This window comes from Pseudoalteromonas sp. MelDa3 (assembly GCF_002863625.1).
GTDB lineage: Bacteria > Pseudomonadota > Gammaproteobacteria > Enterobacterales > Alteromonadaceae > Pseudoalteromonas > Pseudoalteromonas arctica.
In genome coordinates, this window is the sequence record NZ_PJBR01000004.1 from 28,411 (window position 1) to 49,286 (window position 20,876).

The window sequence follows — 20,876 nt, forward strand, 5'->3', positions numbered from 1 at the left end:
TAAAAAGCCCTTGCTAAGTAAATAGTAAGGGCTTTTTAATGCTTGTTATATTTTGCACAACAAACCACTTAAAACGTCACATTAAAAACATCCATTCAACATTAAATAAATATCTAAGCTATTATTTTAACAGTAAAAATATTAGACCGATAAAAATATTAAAAGTTTAAATTTTGTTTTGGCTTTAAGGCATTTTTACAATTAGAATCTCGCGCATTTATAGTTTCTCATGGTTTTTTATGTTTTTACTACGGTCATTTATTTACTTACTGTGTCTAGCGGGCGTTGCTCATTTAATTCAACTTGAAGGGTTTGAATTAAAACAGTATGCACTTTACAGTGAAGAAACTCTTACTGAACATATGCAAGATGTTTTAACTTTTTTAAGCTGTATTTTGTTTTTCTATGCTTCACGAATTAACTTTCAACTCAAAATACCGGCAGTATTACTTGCTGCGTTATCGGCAATGATGTTTGTAAGAGAGTTTGATACCTACCTCGACTTATACTTTTTTGATGGCGCTTGGCAAAGTATCGTCTATTCAATTTTAGCTGGTGTGTTTGTTTATTTAATAACAAAGAGAGGAAGTATTTTTAACTCTTTAAAAGCCTATAGCCTCACTCCTAGTTATGGAATTTGCTTATCAGGCATGGTTACTTTACTCGCATTTTCGCGAATGATGGGCAAAGGTGCATTTTGGCATTCAGTAATGGGCGATGACTACGTACGTGCGGTAAAAAACATTGTTGAAGAGGGTATAGAAACGCTTGGCTATACTCTAATCTTTATTTCAGCCATTGAGCTTGTACTCATATGCCGAAAGAAAATGGCTAAAAATCACAAACATTGCACTGATGAAGTAACTCAATAACGTTTCTCCATTTTTATTGGTTACTTTTTTTGCACTAAATTTGCTAATTGGTTTAATAAATCAATATACTGAGCCTGTTTTTATCAACTCGCGTTTAATTGGATATTATGACTAAAGATATATTGCTGCATCCGTTTCTTCTTTCAATTGTAATGATCACAATTGCATTTGTACTAAAAGTACTTGTTGATAAGCTGGCTAAAAATCGCGCAGAAAAAAAAGAAAAAGACATTCGTTACATCGCACACAATATTAAGCATTTTATTAATTTTGTAATGATGATATCGCTGCTATTTGTGTGGTCTACCGAAATTCAAAACTTTGCACTTTCTATTGCTGCTTTTGCTGTGGCGATTGTGCTTGCAACGCGTGAGTTTATTCAGTGTGTAATAGGCTTTTTTTACCTCGTAACAACCCGCCCGTTTAGAGTCGGTGATTGGATACAAGTTGGTGATTATTTTGGTGAAGTAGCTGAAACGGATTGGATAAAAACAACCATGCATGAAATTGATATACATACTTATCAATTTTCTAGAAAAACCATATACATACCTAATAATAAGCTGATTACCAGCTCTATTAAAAACTTAAACTTTGTAAAACGCTTTGTTACACATCATTTTATTATTGTCCGAAGAGAGAGCTTTAATCCGTACCCTATTCACGACACATTAACTGAGCAAGCTAAGCTGTATTGCGAAGAGTTTCAAGAAGTAGCAAGCCGTTATAATTCGATGATTGAGCGTAAACTTGATGCAAAAATATCTGGCCCAGAACCAGTAATTCACTTTGGTACAACCGATTTAGGTGAATTTAAAGCAAGCTTTACCTTGTTTTGCCCAACAGAAAAAGCGCTTGAGATAGAGCATAAATTAACAGAGTGCTTTTTTGCATTATGGTATAAAGAGGCTGAAAAAAATAAAGAGGATGAAGGAGAGGTATAAACCCCACCTTCATTAAAACAAAGAGCGCGAACTTACTTCGCGCTCATAGAGTCCAGCTTAAACGTAAAAAGCGAGGTGTAAAAATCTCACCTACAATAAACATCAAGCACGTAGGTGCGAATTCACTTCGCGCTTGAGTAATACTTAAGCTGTACCACCAACTGTTAACCGATCAATTTTAAGGCTTGGTTGGCCTACGCCTACCGGTACGCTTTGACCATCTTTACCACAAACACCAACACCTTTATCAAGTGCTAAGTCGTTACCAACCATAGATATTTGCTGCATTACTTCTGGTCCATTACCAATAAGCGTTGCGCCTTTAATTGGTTGGGTAATTTTACCATTTTCGATTAAATACGCTTCTGATGCGCTAAATACAAACTTACCTGAGGTTATATCAACTTGTCCGCCGCCAAAGTTAGGCGCGAATACCCCTTTTTTAACTGAGCTGATAATATCGGCTTGGCTGTGCTCACCACCTAACATGTAGGTGTTAGTCATGCGAGGCATTGGTAAATGCGCATACGACTCACGGCGTGCGTTACCTGTAGGGCTTACACCCATTAAACGCGCGTTTAGCTTATCTTGCATATAGCCTTTTAAAATACCGTTTTCGATGAGTACGTTGTAAGCGGCTGGTGTGCCTTCATCATCCACATTAAGTGACCCACGGCGATCGGCCATGGTGCCATCATCAACAACAGTACACATCTCAGATGCTACTTTTTGGCCCACTTTACCACTAAACGCAGACGCGCCTTTGCGGTTAAAGTCGCCTTCAAGTCCATGCCCTACCGCTTCGTGTAAAAGCACGCCAGGCCAACCATTACCAAGTACAACTTCCATCGTGCCTGCAGGTGCATCAATAGCTTCAAGATTTACTTTAGCTTGGCGTACAGCTTCTTCAGCAAATTCCATCCAACGTGGTTTACCATCAACAAGTTCTTTAAAGTAACCATAATCTAAACGTGCACCACCACCTGCGCCACCGCGTTCACGGCGACCATTTTTTTCAAGCAGCACTGAGCAGTTTAAACGAATAAGCGGGCGAATATCGGTGGCAAACGTACCGTCACTTGCTGCGATTAATACTTCTTCGTATACCGCCGACATTGAACTAATGACTTGCTCTGCATCGGGTGCTAGTTCACGAATATAGTTTTCAAGTTCGCGTAGTAAGCTCACCTTGTCGGTGTCGCTCATACTCGAAATTGGCTGATGCGGTGCAAATTGCTCTTTAGCTTTAACATCACTAAATACTTTAATCGCTCTATCTTCGCCGGCATCTGCAATACTACGTGCTGCTGTAGCCGCTTTATTAAGTGCTTCAAGATTTATTGCATCAGAGTAAGAAAAACCTGTTTTTTCGCCGCTTACAGCACGTACCCCAACGCCACGTTCAACGTTATAAGAGCCTTCTTTAACTAAGCCGTCTTCAAGCACCCAAGATTCGTGGTGGCTTGATTGAAAATATAAATCGGCGTAATCCACTTTATGCTGATGTATGTAAGCGAGCGTTTTTTCGAGCTCTTCTCTATTTAACTGGCTGTCTTGTAGTAAATGCTGTTCAACCGAATTCATAATAAATGCTCTCTAAATCGTTGATGAGACTGCACGGGCATATCTCGTCTAATTTTTTGTAACTGGTCTAAATCTGCGTTGCAGCTTATAAAACCGGTGCCTGTTGGCAATTCACTCAGGATACTTCCCCAAGGTGAAATAATAATACTGTGGCCATATGTTTGTCGGCCATTTTCATGTGTACCGTACTGAGCTGCTGCAACTACATAACATTGCGTTTCTATTGCGCGAGCTGCTAATAATGGCTGCCAATGCGCTTGTCCTGTGACGACTGTAAATGCACTTGGTACTAAAATAATATCGGCGCCTTGGCGTACTAGTTCATTGAATAAGCCACTAAAGCGCAGATCATAACATACTGTTAAGCCTATTTTACCAAAGGGAGAATCAACAACAACCACATCGCTACCTGCTTGGGTAAAATCTGACTCTCGATAGCTACCTGTTTGATCATCTACGTTTACATCAAATAAATGTATTTTGTTATACGTTGCAACCAGCTCGCCTTGATTATTATATAAGTGCGATGCTGCATAATATTTATGTTCGTTACATGGCTCAGGCATTGTCCCTGCATTTAACCAAATATTATGGTGTTGGCACAATTCACTAAGTTGTAGTTTGTATCGCTCAACTTGCTTAGCAACACGTAACGTATCGTTACCACTTTTACTAAACACTAAAAAAGCCTCAGGCAAACAAACAAGTAATGGTCTTGTTGCTGGAAGTGTTTTAAGTGCACGCTTTAAGCTTGCTATGTTGTCATCAGGGCTTAGCCCTGAACACATTTGCAGGGCAACTATTGTGGGAGTGCTTATGCTTGCTGTTTTGTTCATTGCGTTACTGTTACTTGTGCATCTTTAAGTTTTAAATCGACTGATGCTTGTGGCTGATTTTGCGCAGCTTGAGGAAGCGTAACTTCACGACTTTTTCTGTCGAGTTCTTGAACAATGGGATCGTTCATTTTACCCGTCACTTTAAAGTTGATCTCTGAGATGACGCGCGCAGAATGAATAACTTTATCAATTGCTAAGGCAGCAAGCCCTGTTACTGGGTTTACCATCCATGCAACTATAACCGGAATACTCGAGGTTACCTGCGGCGCTACAGCAAGATCATAATCTATATCAAACGTGTTTAAATTTGCATAACCTTTAATGGTTAAATCGGCGGGTACGCCGTCCATTTTGGTATCTTTAGTGTAAGCAATACCGTTTTCTAACTGCATAGTGCCTTGCATGCTGTTATAAAAAAAGCCCTTTGAAAACACATCTCTAAAATCAAGTTTCAGCTTGCGTACTAATGAATCAAGGCTCAGTAACGAAAATACGCGTGCCCCGCCATCGCTAACTTCAGTTAAGTGACCTTCTCCTAAATCCCAAGCTATCTCGCCACTTAAACTTTTCACATCAAAATCATAAGGTGCTGCTTGCCAAGTAAGATCATAATTTAGATCGGCTTTTGAGTCTTTAATCGCGGAGGTTATATCAAACTCACCAAACAGTGCGCCTATGTCATCACTTTTAAGCTCGCCACTTAGCGTTGTTAATCCATTTTGCCACTGCCCTTTAGTGCGCAGTACATGATCGCCTTTATCGACTACAAGTTCTGATATTGATAAGCGCTCACCATCACCCAATAATGACGCACTCACTTTATCAAGTTGGTAGCGGTCAATTTTGCAATCACTACATTCAAACTCAATAGCAGGTATTTTAGTAAGCCAGCTCAAGTCTTTCTCAGGAAGTACATCTGTTATTTCAAGTACTTGCTCATTGTGCGGTGCAAAATTAAGCCTTAAGTAATCGGCATTAATTCGCATGGGCTGGCTAGGCTGTGATGTAGGAATAAAAACCCCAGCTCTAAGTTCTTTAGCATTTAGCTTTAGGTATAAATCGTCTTTTGATGGTGCTAAACGCATTTCAAAATCATTAAAAATGATGTTACTCGCATCAAGTAAACCTATATTTGCGACCACCTCATTAAGCGGTGGCATAATCCCTTTTGATTCTTGATCTGGGTTTGCTTTACCAGCTTTAATTATTTGATCAATCAGATCAAACCAAGGCACTAGTTCACTCTGTTCAAGATTTATATTTACGCTTAAGTCTTTTTGGTTTAATCCTAAATCTTGTTTTCCGAGCACAAAATGGACATTACTAAACTGTGATTTTCCATTTTCTAAAATAGCATTAAAGTAAAACTGTTGATTAGCGTTTGCGGTAATGAGATTAGAAATATCATCACCTTGTACTACTGCATCAAGCGCCCACACTTGTTCACTATTTTTATTATAAGGTGCAGGTAGATTACTTGTTAGACCAAGTAGCTCCGAAGTAACTTGGGCGCGGTAATTAAAACCTTGTTCTTCAAAATTAAGTACTAAGCCAATATCAACATCACTTTGCCCGCTTAAATAATTTTTCAATATGCCTTGTCCACTATCTATTAGTGTATCGGCATCAATTTTGGCGTTTATATCTATGTTTGCTTGGTAATTTTTTGCATCACTTTTACTGCTGTAATCAATAGTTAGCGGCATGCCCAGCCACTTCGCAGTCGCATTTTTAAGTGTGATATTGTCGTTTTTAAAATTAAGCTCGCCAGTTAAGTTTTTAAGCTCAATCCCTGGCGTTGCTATAAATACTGGCAAGTCATTTAAATTAACCTTGCCGCTAACACTGGCTCCGCCTTTAAACTTTGAGCCTACTAAAAGCTCAATACTGGCATCGGCTTCGCCTTTGCCCTGCACAACTTTAAAAATTTCAGCAAGAGGTTTGGCAATAGGTGTCGCTGCAAAAAAGTCATGTAACTTTTCCATTTGTGCTTTTTTATCAATTTGCACAATAAGTTCATCAGCATGCATTAAATCTGCAATGCTTACCTGTACACTATTACCAATATCTAAATTAACCAACTTACCTTGCTGGCTATATATGTCCATACGCTCATTATCAAAATGTAGCTGTACGTCGGCATTGGTGACCAAAGGCCAATCAGGATCAAACTCATAGGTTGCGTTATCTATTTGCGCTAATACACCAAACTGGCCACTGCCATCGGTGAATGGAAAACCAGATAAAGGTCCTGCAAATAAGACTTGTGCTTTAGATATTTCTCCGCCTTTAATTGCGCCATTTAAATAGCTAACGAGCTCAGGGCTCATTGCTTTTAATGGGAAATAATGACCTGCAATTTTGGCATCTGGGGCGAACGCTTCAGCATAAAGATCTAATCGAGGATCATCTGTTAGACTAATTTTTAATTCTGCAGCAAGAGTGACTTCATCATTATCAAACCATATATTGTCACTACTTATATGCCAGCCATCATCTCGCTTAGCTAAATCTAGCTCTACATTTAGCTGATTATAATTTATGTCGTTACTAAAGCTTTCGCCTGTAACTAATGTGCCATTTTCGCCAAATAAATTTATTCGACCACTACTTTGATTAAGTAAACCATTTACTCTAAGTCCTTGTGCTGCAGGTACCGATCTTAATTCTTGCCAACCAATATTGTCAGCCTCAAACCATAATTGCCATTGCTGTGCATTGGAAAAATTTAAATAAGCTTGATCTATTTGCCCGCTAGGTTGGCGCTCTAAAAATGGTTCAAGTGCATTAAAATTACTTAGCCCTGCTAGGTTACTCAGTAATTCAAAATCAACTTGATGGAGCCACACTTCATTTGTCGCCCCTAGTTGAGCTTCAAACTCTAAACTTGGCCATGCTTTATCGTTACTATTAAATGTTAAACCGGTGCTTTTTAAGTGCCAGCTATTTTGCTCGGGATATAGATGGAATCCACCTTCACTCAAGCTAACTTGTTGGCTTTGCTCTTCTCGCTGCCAACGCACAAAGCTTGGTAGCCACTGCATTTTTATATCGCTTACAAAACCTTTATCTAGTTTTAGCCACGCTTGTAAATTAATATCGCTATGCAGTTGTTGCTTTTGCGTATTTATATATTGCGCTAACCAGTTAGATACATCGACTTTGTTAGCCTGCACATAAATGTCGCCCGCAACTTGCTCTAGGGTATCGCCAGTAAGTGCTATGCGCGCATCAAAATCACCGACCGAAATACCCGGCAGTGCTAAGCTCCCACTACCAAGATGCTGCTCATCTTCATTTTGCCAAACAATATTTTTGAGGAGTAATTTACGTTCTTTACCGTCTTCTAGAACAAAGTTAATACTGGAATTTTCTATTGCAAAATGACCCGTTTTACCCAAAAACAGCTCTTCAATTAGCTCTTTTTGCTCAAAAGAGACTTCGTCGTTGTCACCGGTTTTAAATAAGTTGGTAATATTTACACTGGTATGAAAACCATTAATAACAAAATAATTAGATCTAAGTTGTAGCGCTTTTAAGCTTTCCCATAAGTTTAGCTCTAAGCTGGTTTTAGCAATGGTGAGTGATATTGGTGCAGTTTCGTTATCTTTAAACGATAAATTCTCTAGTACTAATGCAGGACCACTGCCCTGCCAACTTGCTGATATTTCACCAATAGATAAGCTTATTTCAAATTTTTCGTGTAAATAGCTTTCTATATTACCTTTGTATTCGTTTGCATACGGGAGGGTATATTTTAAAATTGAAACAATAACGGCCAGTAATACCAAAATTATGGCACAGGTCTGCCATAACTTTCTAAAACAAAAAAAACAGACCGCTTTTGCTTTCATTACATCATTACCACATCAAACTGTTCTTGGCTGTATAAGCTCTCTGTTTGAATATTGACTTGCTTACCAATAAATAGTTCAAGCTCGGCAAGGTTATGGTACTCATCGTTTAGTAAGGCTTCACTTACAGCAGGCGCTGCATATACCATAAACTTATCGGCAGCGTATGCTCTATTAACGCGTACTATTTCACGTAGTATTTCGTAGCACACTGTTTCAACTGTTTTTTGTGAACCACGACCAGAACACGCAGGACATACATCACATAAAATATGTTCTAAGCTTTCGCGTGTACGTTTACGTGTCATTTCAACAAGCCCAAGTGCTGAAAGCCCATTGATATTTGTTTTAGTGCGATCTTTTGCGAGTGCTGATTCAAGTGAATGTAATACTCGGCGCTTATGATCCTCACTTACCATATCGATAAAGTCGATAATGATAATACCGCCTAAATTACGCAGCCTAAGCTGGCGAGCAATTGCAGAGGTTGCTTCTACGTTGGTATTAAAAATTGTTTCTTCTAAATTACGATGTCCTACAAATGCACCAGTATTAACATCAACAGTCGTCATTGCTTCTGTTTGGTCAATAATTATATAACCACCAGATTTTAGCGTGACTTTACGATGTAGTGCTTTTTGAATTTCGTTTTCAACGTCAAACAAATCAAATATAGGTCGCTCACCTGGGTAGTATTCTAGTACTTGAGAAAGCTGTGGAACAAACTCTTCAGTAAATAACTTTAGCTCTTCATGAGTAAGTTTAGAGTCAACGCGAATGCGTTCCATATCTTCGCCTACGTAATCACGTAAGGTTCTGAAGGCAAGCGTTAAATCTTCGTGAAGGATGCTGGCCTTACTGGTTTTTTTGCGACGAGCTGTAATTTTTTCCCACAGTTTTCTTAAAAAACCGGCATCGTGTCGTAATTCTGCTTCGCTAGCGCCTTCGGCTGCTGTACGCACAATAAAGCTGCCATTTTCATCGCCATATTCTGCGACTATTTTTTTAAGGCGTGAACGCTCTTCTTCAGTTTCAATACGCTGACTAACCCCTACATGGGTCGCATCTGGCATAAACACTAAATAGCGAGAAGGAATAGTTATATCAGTGGTGAGTCTTGCGCCTTTAGTGCCTAGCGGATCTTTTACCACTTGCACCATAATGTATTGGCCTTGACGAACTAACTCTCTAATATCTTGTACTTTTTTTATTGGTACATCGTCTACGCCTTCAACAATAGAGGCACTATTTACAATGTCGGATGCATGCAAAAATGCCGCCTTTTCAAGGCCGATATCAACAAAAGCAGCCTGCATACCCGGAAGTACACGGCTTATTTTTCCTAGGTAAATATTGCCTACAATACCTAGATTACCAATTCGCTCTAGCTGTATTTCTTGCAGTACACCGTTTTCTATTAGGGCAACACGGCTTTCGCTCGGTGTGACATTGATCAGTAATTCTGTACTCATGTTACCTTCTTAAGAATGTTTTTAATAATTGTTCGGTTTCATATAAAGGTAAGCCTACAACAGAAAAATAGCTACCCGCAATGTGAGTTACAAAGCGGCCGCCTAAACCTTGGATACCGTAGCCACCGGCTTTATCTTGTGGCTCATTAGAATCCCAGTAGGTATTTATTTCTTCATCAGTTAAAGTTTTAAAGGTGACATCTGTGCTTACAATACAGCTAAGCACATCATTTTGCGTCGCAAATGCAACTGCGGTAAGTACTTGATGTGTGTTACCTGATAAACGTTTTAATGTGTGTATAAAATCGTTTTTATCACGAGGTTTACCCAGTGATTCGTTATCGATAACAACCACGGTATCACTACCAAGTACAGGGCGATCGGTATATCCAAGCTCTACACCGCTTTGGGCTTTCAAGCGTGCTAAACGCTCAACAAGTGCTCTAGGTTGCTCGTTTGGAAGTGGGCTTTCATCTGCATCAACACTAAATTGTGTAAATTCGACACCTAATTGGCTTAATAACTCTTTACGACGGGGAGAGGCTGATGCCAAATATACTGCGGTAGTCATTACCTGATCCTAAAATGTCTGCGATATTTACGAAGTAGTAAAAACACCCAAAACCAACTAACCATTCCGGTTGCTACTGGCCATAAATACTGTGGATTAAAGTAAACCCCTAACAAAAAGTGATTTAGCCAAAACTGCATTAAATGATACAGCGTTAAAAACAAACCAATTAATAAGCTTTGTTGCCAAAGCGAAAAGTTACGAATTTTTTGAAAGTTGCTCGCGGTTACAAATATACATATTGAAAATGTAAGCGAGTTCACACCTAGCGGTGAGCCAGATGCTAAATCTATTAATAAACCAACAACCCAAGCAGTACCAATATTTAAACGATGCGGTACTGCCAACGACCAATACATAAGTACAAGTAAAACCCAGTCAGGTCTAAATGGTTCAAACGAAAAAGGGAGCGGCATTAATGCCATTATTAACGCAAAAAAGATGCTTAGCGCAATTAACAATGAATAACGGTTAATCATCGCTGATTTGCTCCTGTTGATTACGCCATAAAATAACCAGCAAACGAATGCGATCTAATTGCGCAATAGGTTCTGCAAAAACTTGTGCAAACGGGCGGCCTTCATCACGGTTTATTTCGGTTACTACAGCCACCGGGTATCCCTCAGGGAATGTGCCACCTAATCCTGATGTAACAAGTACATCGCCAATTCGCACATCTAAGCTGTGCGGAACGTGAGAGAGCTTAACGACGTTAATTTTACCTATGCCCTCAACAACAGTTCGCACATCGTTACGCAGTATACGCACAGGTGTGGCATGCGTAGTGTCGGTCATGAGTAATACGCGTGACGTAGTTGACCCTACTTTAGTTAATTGCCCTACTACACCCATCTCATCAATTACGGCTTGGCTTTCACTGAGCCCATCAGTAGTACCACGATTAATAACAACCTGATGACTATATGGATTTGAATGTACAGAAAGTACTTGAGCAATAATTTTACGATTTGGTTGCTTTGCTGATGAGCCTAATAAGGCGCGTAGTTTTTGATTTTCTCTGGCTAGAAATTGATACTGCTGAAGTTGCTCGCTTTGTAGCATTTGCTTTTTTTTCAGCGCTTCGTTTTCGGTAAGAAGTTGATCCCGCGTATGTAGACTTTTAGCACTTAAGCTAAATAGTTCGTAGGGTAAATTAGCAACATAAATGAGTGGGCTAACTAAAGTATTTAGGCTGGTACGAACAACGGTACCACCTTGCGTATATCTGTCTCCAACTATGAGTACGATACTCAAAAGCACTGCGACAAAAAGTCGCAGTTGCAAAGAGACTGTGCGTCCAAACATTAATTTCATTAGTCGTAACTAAAAACGTCACCACCATGAACATCGATCATTTCAAGTGCCTTACCACCACCACGTGCAACACATGTAAGTGGATCATCGGCAACAACAACCGGAATACCCGTTTCTTCCATTAATAAACGGTCTAAATCTTTTAACAATGCGCCACCGCCAGTAAGTACCATACCGTGCGCAGAAATATCTGATGCCAGCTCTGGTGGTGATTGCTCAAGCGCAACCATTACTGCACTCACAATACCCATTAGCGGCTCTTGTAGAGCTTCTAAGATTTCGTGTGAGTTCAGTGTAAATGAACGCGGAACACCTTCTGCAAGGTTACGACCGCGTACTTCAATTTCGATTGGCTCATCAGTTTTAAACGCAGAGCCAATTTGATGCTTAATATTTTCTGCTGTCGCTTCACCGATTAAGCTACCAAAGTTACGGCGTACATAATTAATAATAGCTTCGTCAAATTTATCACCACCAATACGAACAGATGATGAGTAAACAACACCATTAAGTGAAATAATAGCAACTTCAGTTGTACCACCACCAATATCAACAACCATAGAGCCTGTTGCTTCTGATACTGGTAAGCCTGCACCAATAGCCGCTGCCATTGGTTCTTCAATTAAGTAAACTTCACGAGCGCCTGCACCCATTGCAGATTCACGTATTGCACGTTTTTCTACTTGAGTAGCCCCACATGGTACACAAATTAGTACACGCGGACTTGGGCGCATAAAGTTATTGTTGTGAACCTGTTTAATAAAGTGTTGTAACATTTTTTCTGTTACAAAAAAGTCGGCTATAACACCGTCTTTCATTGGACGAATCGCTTTTATATTACCCGGTGTACGACCTAACATAAGCTTTGCTTCTGTACCTACAGATGCAACACTTTTAGGCCCACCAGCACGTTCTTGGCGGATAGCAACTACTGAAGGTTCATTTAATACAATGCCTTCGTCTTTTACATAAATTAGGGTATTGGCTGTACCCAAGTCGATCGATAGATCGTTAGAAAAAATACCACGGAGTTTTTTAAACATGAGGCTGGATGACCTTTGAAATACGTTCTTATATTAGCTGCCTCACTTTAACATGCTCAACTGTATGAGCAATATAAAGCGCAGCGCCTTTGTGAATTTATGAAAAAAGGAAGCAAAGCTTCCTTAATTGAATTTTATCGTTCGCGAACTAAGCGAAAACCAATGTAGTTAGATCTAAAATCAGGCGCTAAAATTAAACGCGTAGATGCGCGAGCAAGGCTTGGTGCAAAGTTCCACGCTCCGCCTCTTACTGCTACATCAGACTCACCTGATTCTTTATCGGTCCATTCCCATACATTGCCTACGGTATCGTATAATCCAAATGCATTTGGAGAAAAAGAACCTACTGGTGATGCACGTCTGTTTGACCATTCACTACCACACCAACCACAGTTAGCTAGGTTTTTACCAATTTCGTTACCCCAAGGGTATTCTGTTTCGGTTCCTGCGCGTGCTGCGTATTCCCACTCAACTTCGTTAGGTAAACGAAATTGCTGTCCTGTTTGACCCGATAACCACTCAGCGTAAGCTTTTGCATCGTTATAAGTTAAACATACAGCAGGAAAGTCACTACCTTGCTCAAAACCAGGATTACGCCAATTTAAATTTGCTTCCCATACTGGTTCGCCATTTAAATAATACGCACACCCTTTATTTTTTTCCGCTTGAGTTTTATAACCTGTATTTGCTACAAACTTTTCGTAGGCACCCACGGTTACTTCTTTACTTTGCATAGCGAAAGAATTCGCTATTACTTTTTCAATTACTGGACGTTCATTAGCTAAACCATTGCCGTTGATATCGCCCATTTTAAATTTGCCTGCAGGAATAACGACAACCGGCGTTTCAACGTTTGCATTTAATACATTAACGTTTTCACTAACCTGGCGTGTTGTTACTTCTGGTTGCTCTCGAGTATAGGTCGGTGCAGCAATCGACTTAGGCTTTTTTACTAAATTTGCATTAATTGTTTGCGCTTTATTCAAATCAACACGTGCTTGATAAGGTTTATAACCAAGTTTACGTATTTCAATGTTATGAATGCCCGGCGGTAAACGTGTAATCAAGCGTGTTGAGCCAAAGCTTACACCATCGATAAACACTTCATCGTCGTATACGTTTGATCGTAATGTCAGCTCTACTGATTGATCCTTCTTCTTATTAAGGATAGAAGGGTAATCTTTTTTTACCGATGCAGGTTTAACTGAATAATCACGTATTGGCTGCTCATTTAAACGAGAAACCGAAACCGTGTTGCTATTATCCGCGCTATTACTGAATGTTAACTGACTATCAGTAAATGTATTGTTATACGCTGGTTGATAAGCAGCCGTAAGCGGCGTGCCATACTCAGAACAATAGCGGTTATCTATGCTTAATAAGCTACATAAACGGCTGCTATTAACTTCGCCACGCATAGTTACGCTTAAGTTCACGTTGTAATTACCTTGGCCGCTAAATGCACTGTTAACTACATGGCTACTTAATATTTGTACTTGAGCGCCCGCCAAATTACGTTTTGGCTCAACAATGCGCTCTTCTGTTAGATTTGCAAAAATTTGATCAACAAAGCGTTTAGTTGCTTTTTGTAGACCCATTTGCTGACCGCGTTGCTCACATGCTGCTAGCGTTTCTGTTCGCTTACAGTTAATAGTGTGGTTAACCTCAAGCGTACCTTCACGTGTAAACTCGTTACGTAAACGCTCTACGCGGGCTGTAGTTAACTGCTCTTTTAAACTTTCTAATGTATTTAAAAGCGTATGCTTAGCAACACGAATTTGTTCTATATCTTTACGGTGGGATGCAATTGCCGCCAACTGCATAGAAATGTCATCTTTATTTTGCTTATGATCAATCACCGCTTTTTGATAGCGTGATTGAGCCGCACTAATATTAATAGTGGGATCATCAATTAAACGACGGTACATTTCGTTCATCGCATCGAGCGCTTGGTTTTTTTCTTTATCTAGCTCTGTAGAACGAGAACGAAGTAGCTCTAATTGATTTTGTAACTGACTTTCTTCTTTAAGATGTTTTTCAAGTATTCTTGTCGAGTTATCGTATTCTGTCTGTTTAACACTAATCTCTGAGTCAATTCCAGTCACTGTAGCTGTGTCTTGTGCAAATGCACTACTAGCTAACAAACTAGCTGAAATTAACAGAGATAAAGGAGTAATTCGCATATATTCCAGTCCCAAAAAGCGGCAATTATTTGGTCGTTATTATTTTTTATAATTAAAGCCTTATGCTATGTACTTGCAGCACAAAACACAAGCTTTGTTCAATTATTATATTAGTTTACAACTATTCGCGTGTTTCACGCCAGTAAATAACCCGATCATTTCCTCTAAAGCGTCCAAATTGTAAAATAGTACGAGGATCAAGCTGTGTTCCATCGTCCTGCCAATCCCACTTTAACCAATCATAAGTATTATATTCTAAGGTAAATTCACCCAAACCATTTGGCTGTGCATAAATACCGTTATCTGCCGGATACACACCCGCCTCTAGCTGGCCAGATGCATCATTTCCGTATTTATAGGTTAATTGTGGGCTGCTAGGTGCTATTTGAGTGATTTGGGTATGATCAAATACACTACAATTATCTTCAGCGTTATTTACAAATCCACTGCCGTTGTAATACTGAGCCTGAATAGGAATAAGTAAAGGGTCGAGATCGGAGCCTGCGTTATTACCAAGTACTAAGCGTCCAAATCTAAACTCTATTGGTAATGCATTTAGTCGTACGCTATTACAACCACCCGAGCATGCTGTTTGTGTATTAGGTTTATCATTTGCATCAATGAGTGTTGCCCCTTCTATGTCAGAAAGCGTTGCCATTAAGCTCACCATAGCGAACGGTCCGTCTGCTTGTCCTACACCTAACCTTTTAAGTGTGGTATTTATTTGACTCATTTGCCATTGGCCATCGTTTGTATCTCCCCAGTTATTATTTCCTAGGTTTACTAAGCGGCTAGCAAAATTAGTTGCAGGTACATAGTTACCTACTTCATTATTTTCGGCATTAACGTCTACACTCGATTTATCAAAGCCCTCTTTATAATTAGTCATTAGCACACCATTTTGATTTTGTGCTTGTACTGTAAAGCCAAGTTCAAAAGGTTGATCAAGATAAGTTAAATTACTCCCGTATTGCGTGCATTTTGCGGCAGCTTGAACCCCCACTACCTGAAACTGCGAAGGTGCAAAACGACCAACGTTGTACAGCTCACCTTTTACATCTCCGGCGCCAAAGTAATCGGCATCTTGCAGACCTGCTGTTAAATCAATGATGCCAACTTGGTCGTAATTATACTGCGATATAGATTCACTCAAACTGCCTGTGTCACTAAAGGCAACAGTGCTCATCGCTTCAAGCGTACCTTGAACGCCTGGCGTAGGCGCTTTAAGTAATGCCTCTACAAGTGGTTGCTCTGTAATAAAGTGCTTGGCAATGGTGTTATTTATTATATTGCTGTAGTTATCTGGGTAACCATCGTTGTTAGTGTCTTGCCCTGTTTGCCATCGCACCGCATTCATCTTTAAATCAAATGCTTCGCCAGTTAATCTAAATAAACTTCCATCAGCGTCTGCTGCATAACCATCACTTGCAATTTCCATCGCTAATCCGAATGGCTTTACAACATACTCATTTGAACTACCCGTTAAATTTACTGATAAATTAGTGACTGGGTCTAAAATTAAATTGGTGTTTACATTTAAACTCAACTTTCCTGCATCGGGATAATTTATAACAATCGGTGCTTTAGACTCACTATCAAAGTTTAGCGTGAACGATTTAGCTGCTTGCTCGACCGCAAAGGTATTATTGTTGTTACTAAGTGAAACCGTATCAGAACAACTTGCACCAGCACTGCATGTATACGATAAATCTAAGCTTACATCACCACCAGCGGGAAATGCAGCTTCGCATACGCCCGTAGTGGTATTTGTTTTTACCGCTTGAATAGATAGCGCTTTTGCATTAAATCCAGTATTTGAAGGCTTTGCTGATAACTGAGTAGGAATTGTAGTATTTCCATCTGTATCATTATTAAAAATAAATCCAGCATCAGAAAACGTAACTTTACAGCCACTCAAACCAACATTATTACCACCGATATAACAACGAAGAGGTGCAGAAGGATCAGCAGTGTTATATCCAAATGTAACGCTACCAGTTGTACGTTTAGCAAACTCAACAGTTGTTGAGCCTGTAAAATTAATATTCTCCCCTGTAACCCAACTTTGCTGACCACTATTATCTGGAGAAAGGTTTAAACTAGAGGGTTCCGCAAATAATAAGTCGCAGGCATCATTAGCGCAGGCTGTTAGTGTCATTTCTTTAGCTTCACACGTTAGACCTTTGTTATCGCTTATTGTTAAACGATAATGATCCAGTGTTTCTGGTGTATAAATACCACAAAAACCAGGGATACTTTCGGGTACTGGTAGAGCGTCAAACGTTGAGCTCCCTTCGGTAATAATTTGAGTAGCCGATGTAATTGATCCCTGATACGTCACATTTTGAGCGATTCTTACCTCACCAGTGGCAACAATATAGCCCGCAATATTTGCATCGGCTGCAATAGCAACCGCACCATCGACATAAATAGCCAAGTACGCGCCAGTTTCTACTACTATATTTGTTTTACCTATATTCAAAAATGAAGTTGATAGAAGTGAGGTTGTGTCTTTTAAAAAAATACGTGTAGGCGCTGTTACTCTGTATTGTGTTTCCAGCATACTTAACTGCAACTCATCGTAATAATAGTCGCCAGCTAAAGAAGTAGGTACGGGCCCTGTTGAGCTACCATCATTTGTAACCGTTGGCACCTGCGCCGCTTGATTCGGTTCTAAAGAGTTATAACCACCAGCAACACACGCCTGACCATTACACAAAGGAGGGCTCGTCAGCGCTGTAGAAATTAAATTTGTGGTGGTGACAAACTGCGCATTACCATCGGTTATTTCTACCCCCTGCACCAGCTGTACTTCACCGTTGTTATAAGTAGAAATAGCGCCTGGGAATAACGTATCACAATCTAAAATATCACCATTAAATACAAAGGTACTGGTCATGGCGAGTATTGATGCTTCCTCGTTTACGTGACGGCGCTCGTTATCGCCATCACGGTCTTCGTCAACAACAAGCCCTAGCCTGTCAGTTCTTAGGTTACAGCTGCGTAGCCACCCGCCATCATCTTCTTGGCGTGAGTTTTTACTTGCAACCACCAAAGGAGCCACACTAAAGTTATTAGTAAAACTAAAGTAATTACAGCCATCGCTCCAACCGTCAATTTCAAAGCCTGTGAAAAAAGTTTCCCACGATACCTCAACGCCATTATCGTCAGTAAATGTGCGGTTACTTCCTGGCTCCACTGCCATGTAAGCAACAGTTTCGTTTTTTATGAGCCCAAGTGCTGTTTCAGATGCCTCTAAAGCAATATTAACGCCGCTGGCAGATAGCGAATTACTTTCTACTGCAACTGTTAAAAACGGAATTAATGCCTCAGAAGGTGGATTGCTGTCTATGCTATTGAGTGTTTGTAACGAATGGAAAAAGTTTGGCCTTTGAGTAAACGGTTCAGCAAATGTTAAAGACTTATAGCCTTTAGGTGTCAGTGGAGCAAAGCCAGACTTAGAGCCATACTGTAATTCGAGTAATAAGTCTGTACTGCCCACTTCCATAATTGTGCCGTCTGGAAATTGATGCACACCATACTCAACAGCTAAATAGTGCGCCCCCATACTAATATGTCCACCATCTTCTCCTGAAGGTTCAAGCGGTAAGGCCTCAAAGCTAGTTGTGGTTATATTACGTATTCTTATTATTGCAGGGTTTCCACCTTGGTTTGTTGAGAGCATAAATACAGCAGGAGGCGTTATATATTGCTGTTGAAAATTTACTTTTGTCCAAACAGGCGATGTGTATGTATCTTGCAGCTCTATATAACGGCCCTCGATTTTTGGAGGCACTGCATTTGCGTGATTACAAAGTAACACGCAGCTAAAAAATATAATGACTAATGCACTTTTTATCATGGTAAAGTTTTAGCCTCCACACTGAGTGTTCTTTGTGTTTCCCAATAATCCTTTCTGCAATCATTTCCTGCAGGGCAATCAATTGCGGCGCACGTTGCACTACTTTGTAAGTAATAAATATTAACAAGCCCGTTTGTTGTGCTGCTGTCGGGTAGGTCTATATATTCATCGCAACTCACCAGCACGTTACAATTAGCTAAATATGCAGTTTGAAAGGTTAAATTAGTTGTAACTGATGCACAGTTTTGCACTGAGCTATTTATTGGAAAGAGTTGCGTTAAACCACTTTCTAATCCACTTTGTGCTGCCATAAAAGCGCGAGCCCCATAATACTCAATCGTATTTTGTTGTGATGCACCAGAAAGCACTTTAACTAATGCTAACCCTAGTGCTAATAAAGCAACAATAATTACCAAAGAAACAATTATTAAGTTCCCTTTTTGTTTACTGGGTAAGGCTTTTCCGTGATGATTTTTTTTAAGGTACATTAGGAATATGCACCTCATGGTTAAAATTCATTACTTCAGTATCGTTAAATTGCATTTGCGCATTCACATTAAGCACAGCGTTTCTTTGTAGGGAGAGCGCATCAAGAGTAAAAAATAAATCGCTCGCTAAATTATTGGCAATGTAAATACCTAATAAATCACGTTTAACACCACTGCTTATTTGTAAGCTCACGGCATCTAATTGATTAACAATAAAACCGTAATTGGTATATCTATATAAATACTGCCCTTCAACGCAAAAACTTACAGGTTGAGAGAGTAAATAAAGGCGTTTACTCGGCGACTCTTGGGCAAATGCTTTACTAAATTGCCACTCATCAATTTCGCTCGCTGAACTATTAAATGCTGATACTTGCAAGCGCTTACTATTATTTTCATCATATATATCAGCACTGCTTAATGGGTAAATAGTTGCCCAATCTCCAGCTTGCGGCTGCGTTAAATTATTAAGTTCAAAATCAACAGCGCTAACATTAAAAGGCGCTACGGTAGGTAGGTAATTTGTATAGTGAGTCGCCGATAAAAACGGCGTAAATTCTAAGCACTGCTGAGCACTGCACGCTCCGCTAGTGCTGTTATCGCAAGAAAGCCTTAACGAATTTGGCGTAGCGTGGCGAAGCTCTTTACTAAGTCGCGTTATTAAAAAGCGGGCCTGAGCTACTGCTTCTTGGCGCTCAACCCCTTGTGAGTAAATACTGACTCCAGCACCAATAAATGAAAATGCACTTACGGCTAAAATACCAATAATAACCATGACAAGTAATAGTTCTATAAGGGTAAATGCATTTTGGTATTTAGCTCTTTGCATTAGTAATTCCCTTTATATGCACTAAATCCGTAAACTTCGCCTAAGGGTGATGTTACTTCAATAGTAATACGCTTAAAGGTTGTGCCATCGTTGGTGGTCGATTCGTTAAAGTCGCTATCGTACTCAACAGTAACAACTAAATTAAAGTCGCTGTACTCCCTTAACACCTCACCTAAGCTATTAGTAATAGGCTGGTTAGACAGTGCAATATAGTCATCTACATCGTTATAACTGGTTCTGGTTTCTGAGTTATCTACTCCGAAGTCAGCAGGTGCGGTACAAGCCTCAGCACCTATAGATATTTCGCCACACCGCTTAAAAGGAGAGCTTCTGTCGCTGTGTTCATCAAATGATTTACTTTGAATTTCGTTCATTAGTGATTGGCCAAATTCAGAGGCTCTTAAAGCCACAATAGGCTCTGCACTTTTTTTGGCTTGTGGGGCAATTAAAGCTGTAATAATGCTCAATGCAATCGCAAACATAACTATGCCAATAATAAGCTCAATTAAGGTAAAACCTTTTACTTTAAGGGCACGCATATATAAGCCCTTCACCACTTATGCATACGCCAGCTAATCCAACATCTATTCGACACTGCGTAGTACAGGTTTGATTTGATTTACCTAAAGGATCAAAACTAATTTGGGTAAATATATTCGCGTTACTATCTAAAGCGCTAAATGTTATATCACTTCTTTGCGTGTTTATTTGTACCACTAAATGATCGGTGTTATTGGTATCTGCTCCACCGGTACATGTATCGGGTGTGGAGGGAGCAATAAGTGTGGAGGTAATATAAAGGGTATGACAACTTGAAATGGCTGTATTTTGCATTGCACGTAGCTGCACTGTTCTCAGTGCATTTAAAGTACGATCTCTATACGAATAGGCATCTTCTGTTGAGCTGCCCAGAAATTTGGGAACTGCCGTTACCGACAGTATTCCCAATATTACTAGAGTAATAATTAACTCAATGAGTGTGAAGCCACGCAATCGTTGCTTACTACTGCTTATCATTTATGTA

The 20,876-nt window shown here is 39.8% G+C and carries 16 protein-coding genes; 2 read left to right on the forward strand and 14 right to left on the reverse strand.

Translation table 11 applies throughout. The features are described 5' to 3' along the window. The first annotated feature begins 239 nt into the window (after window positions 1–239). Both CXF89_RS01140 and CXF89_RS01145 read left to right on the forward strand, forming a co-directional pair. The gene (locus tag CXF89_RS01140) at window positions 240–872 is read left to right on the forward strand and encodes a hypothetical protein (protein WP_121953554.1); all 633 of its coding nucleotides are present in this window, start codon (window positions 240–242) and stop codon (window positions 870–872) included. 107 nt (window positions 873–979) lie between these two features. Continuing rightward, window positions 980–1,816: a mechanosensitive ion channel family protein gene (locus CXF89_RS01145; RefSeq protein WP_010553762.1), complete on the forward strand. Its 837-nt coding sequence runs from the start codon at window positions 980–982 to the stop codon at window positions 1,814–1,816. Between the two features lie 144 nt (window positions 1,817–1,960). Here the strand turns inward: CXF89_RS01145 and tldD are convergent, their stop codons facing one another. From tldD to CXF89_RS01215, 14 genes are all read right to left on the reverse strand, one after another. Next, on the reverse strand, window positions 1,961–3,400 hold the full coding sequence (gene tldD / locus CXF89_RS01150) for a metalloprotease TldD (protein WP_121953555.1): 1,440 nt from the start codon (window positions 3,398–3,400) through the stop codon (window positions 1,961–1,963). Next, entirely contained in the window at window positions 3,397–4,236 is an 840-nt protein-coding gene (locus tag CXF89_RS01155) for a carbon-nitrogen hydrolase family protein (protein WP_121953556.1), read from the reverse strand. Before CXF89_RS01155 ends, tldD begins: the two co-directional genes overlap by 4 nt. Beyond that, entirely contained in the window at window positions 4,233–8,090 is a 3,858-nt protein-coding gene (locus tag CXF89_RS01160; protein WP_121953557.1) for a YhdP family protein, read from the reverse strand. The genes CXF89_RS01155 and CXF89_RS01160 overlap by 4 nt, the downstream gene beginning before the upstream one ends. Further along, window positions 8,090–9,562, reverse strand: a complete 1,473-nt coding sequence (gene rng / locus CXF89_RS01165) for a ribonuclease G (protein ID WP_007586345.1) — start codon at window positions 9,560–9,562, stop codon at window positions 8,090–8,092. The genes CXF89_RS01160 and rng overlap by 1 nt, the downstream gene beginning before the upstream one ends. 1 nt (window position 9,563) lies before the next feature. Further along, a complete protein-coding gene (locus CXF89_RS01170; protein ID WP_121953558.1) occupies window positions 9,564–10,133 on the reverse strand; it encodes a Maf family protein in 570 nt (189 codons plus the stop codon). Continuing rightward, window positions 10,133–10,612: a rod shape-determining protein MreD gene (gene mreD / locus CXF89_RS01175; protein WP_007586341.1), complete on the reverse strand. Its 480-nt coding sequence runs from the start codon at window positions 10,610–10,612 to the stop codon at window positions 10,133–10,135. Before mreD ends, CXF89_RS01170 begins: the two co-directional genes overlap by 1 nt. Next, complete coding sequence (mreC, locus tag CXF89_RS01180) at window positions 10,605–11,447, reverse strand: rod shape-determining protein MreC (protein ID WP_180961366.1); 843 nt, start codon at window positions 11,445–11,447, stop codon at window positions 10,605–10,607. Before mreC ends, mreD begins: the two co-directional genes overlap by 8 nt. Beyond that, window positions 11,447–12,490: a rod shape-determining protein gene (locus CXF89_RS01185; RefSeq protein ID WP_007586338.1), complete on the reverse strand. Its 1,044-nt coding sequence runs from the start codon at window positions 12,488–12,490 to the stop codon at window positions 11,447–11,449. Before CXF89_RS01185 ends, mreC begins: the two co-directional genes overlap by 1 nt. A 134-nt stretch (window positions 12,491–12,624) precedes the next feature. Next, complete coding sequence (locus tag CXF89_RS01190; protein WP_024598044.1) at window positions 12,625–14,673, reverse strand: SUMF1/EgtB/PvdO family nonheme iron enzyme; 2,049 nt, start codon at window positions 14,671–14,673, stop codon at window positions 12,625–12,627. A gap of 121 nt (window positions 14,674–14,794) precedes the next feature. Next, window positions 14,795–18,535, reverse strand: a complete 3,741-nt coding sequence (locus tag CXF89_RS01195; protein WP_121953559.1) for an H-type lectin domain-containing protein — start codon at window positions 18,533–18,535, stop codon at window positions 14,795–14,797. Then, window positions 18,532–19,023, reverse strand: coding sequence for an agglutinin biogenesis protein MshP (locus CXF89_RS01200; protein ID WP_121953560.1), 492 nt, complete (start codon window positions 19,021–19,023; stop codon window positions 18,532–18,534). Before CXF89_RS01200 ends, CXF89_RS01195 begins: the two co-directional genes overlap by 4 nt. Then, the gene (locus CXF89_RS01205) at window positions 19,013–19,852 is read right to left on the reverse strand and encodes a PulJ/GspJ family protein (protein WP_121953561.1); all 840 of its coding nucleotides are present in this window, start codon (window positions 19,850–19,852) and stop codon (window positions 19,013–19,015) included. Before CXF89_RS01205 ends, CXF89_RS01200 begins: the two co-directional genes overlap by 11 nt. Continuing rightward, a complete protein-coding gene (locus CXF89_RS01210) occupies window positions 19,852–20,391 on the reverse strand; it encodes a type IV pilus modification PilV family protein (RefSeq protein ID WP_121953562.1) in 540 nt (179 codons plus the stop codon). The genes CXF89_RS01205 and CXF89_RS01210 overlap by 1 nt, the downstream gene beginning before the upstream one ends. Then, window positions 20,378–20,869 carry a type II secretion system protein gene (locus CXF89_RS01215; RefSeq protein WP_121953563.1) on the reverse strand — a complete coding sequence of 164 codons (492 nt, stop codon included), beginning with the start codon at window positions 20,867–20,869 and terminating at the stop codon, window positions 20,378–20,380. Before CXF89_RS01215 ends, CXF89_RS01210 begins: the two co-directional genes overlap by 14 nt. Between the last annotated feature and the right edge of the window lie 7 nt (window positions 20,870–20,876).

Coding starts and splice junctions, on each gene's coding strand:
- tldD (WP_121953555.1), bottom strand. CDS start 3,400: ATGAATTCGGTTGAACAGCATTTACTACAAGACAGCCAGTTAAATAGA.
- CXF89_RS01170 (WP_121953558.1), bottom strand. CDS start 10,133: ATGACTACCGCAGTATATTTGGCATCAGCCTCTCCCCGTCGTAAAGAG.
- rng (WP_007586345.1), bottom strand. CDS start 9,562: ATGAGTACAGAATTACTGATCAATGTCACACCGAGCGAAAGCCGTGTT.
- mreC (WP_180961366.1), bottom strand. CDS start 11,447: ATGAAATTAATGTTTGGACGCACAGTCTCTTTGCAACTGCGACTTTTT.
- CXF89_RS01195 (WP_121953559.1), bottom strand. CDS start 18,535: ATGATAAAAAGTGCATTAGTCATTATATTTTTTAGCTGCGTGTTACTT.
- CXF89_RS01140 (WP_121953554.1), top strand. CDS start 240: ATGTTTTTACTACGGTCATTTATTTACTTACTGTGTCTAGCGGGCGTT.
- CXF89_RS01200 (WP_121953560.1), bottom strand. CDS start 19,023: ATGTACCTTAAAAAAAATCATCACGGAAAAGCCTTACCCAGTAAACAA.
- CXF89_RS01145 (WP_010553762.1), top strand. CDS start 980: ATGACTAAAGATATATTGCTGCATCCGTTTCTTCTTTCAATTGTAATG.
- CXF89_RS01215 (WP_121953563.1), bottom strand. CDS start 20,869: ATGATAAGCAGTAGTAAGCAACGATTGCGTGGCTTCACACTCATTGAG.
- CXF89_RS01205 (WP_121953561.1), bottom strand. CDS start 19,852: ATGCAAAGAGCTAAATACCAAAATGCATTTACCCTTATAGAACTATTA.
- CXF89_RS01190 (WP_024598044.1), bottom strand. CDS start 14,673: ATGCGAATTACTCCTTTATCTCTGTTAATTTCAGCTAGTTTGTTAGCT.
- CXF89_RS01155 (WP_121953556.1), bottom strand. CDS start 4,236: ATGAACAAAACAGCAAGCATAAGCACTCCCACAATAGTTGCCCTGCAA.
- mreD (WP_007586341.1), bottom strand. CDS start 10,612: ATGATTAACCGTTATTCATTGTTAATTGCGCTAAGCATCTTTTTTGCG.
- CXF89_RS01160 (WP_121953557.1), bottom strand. CDS start 8,090: ATGAAAGCAAAAGCGGTCTGTTTTTTTTGTTTTAGAAAGTTATGGCAG.
- CXF89_RS01210 (WP_121953562.1), bottom strand. CDS start 20,391: ATGCGTGCCCTTAAAGTAAAAGGTTTTACCTTAATTGAGCTTATTATT.
- CXF89_RS01185 (WP_007586338.1), bottom strand. CDS start 12,490: ATGTTTAAAAAACTCCGTGGTATTTTTTCTAACGATCTATCGATCGAC.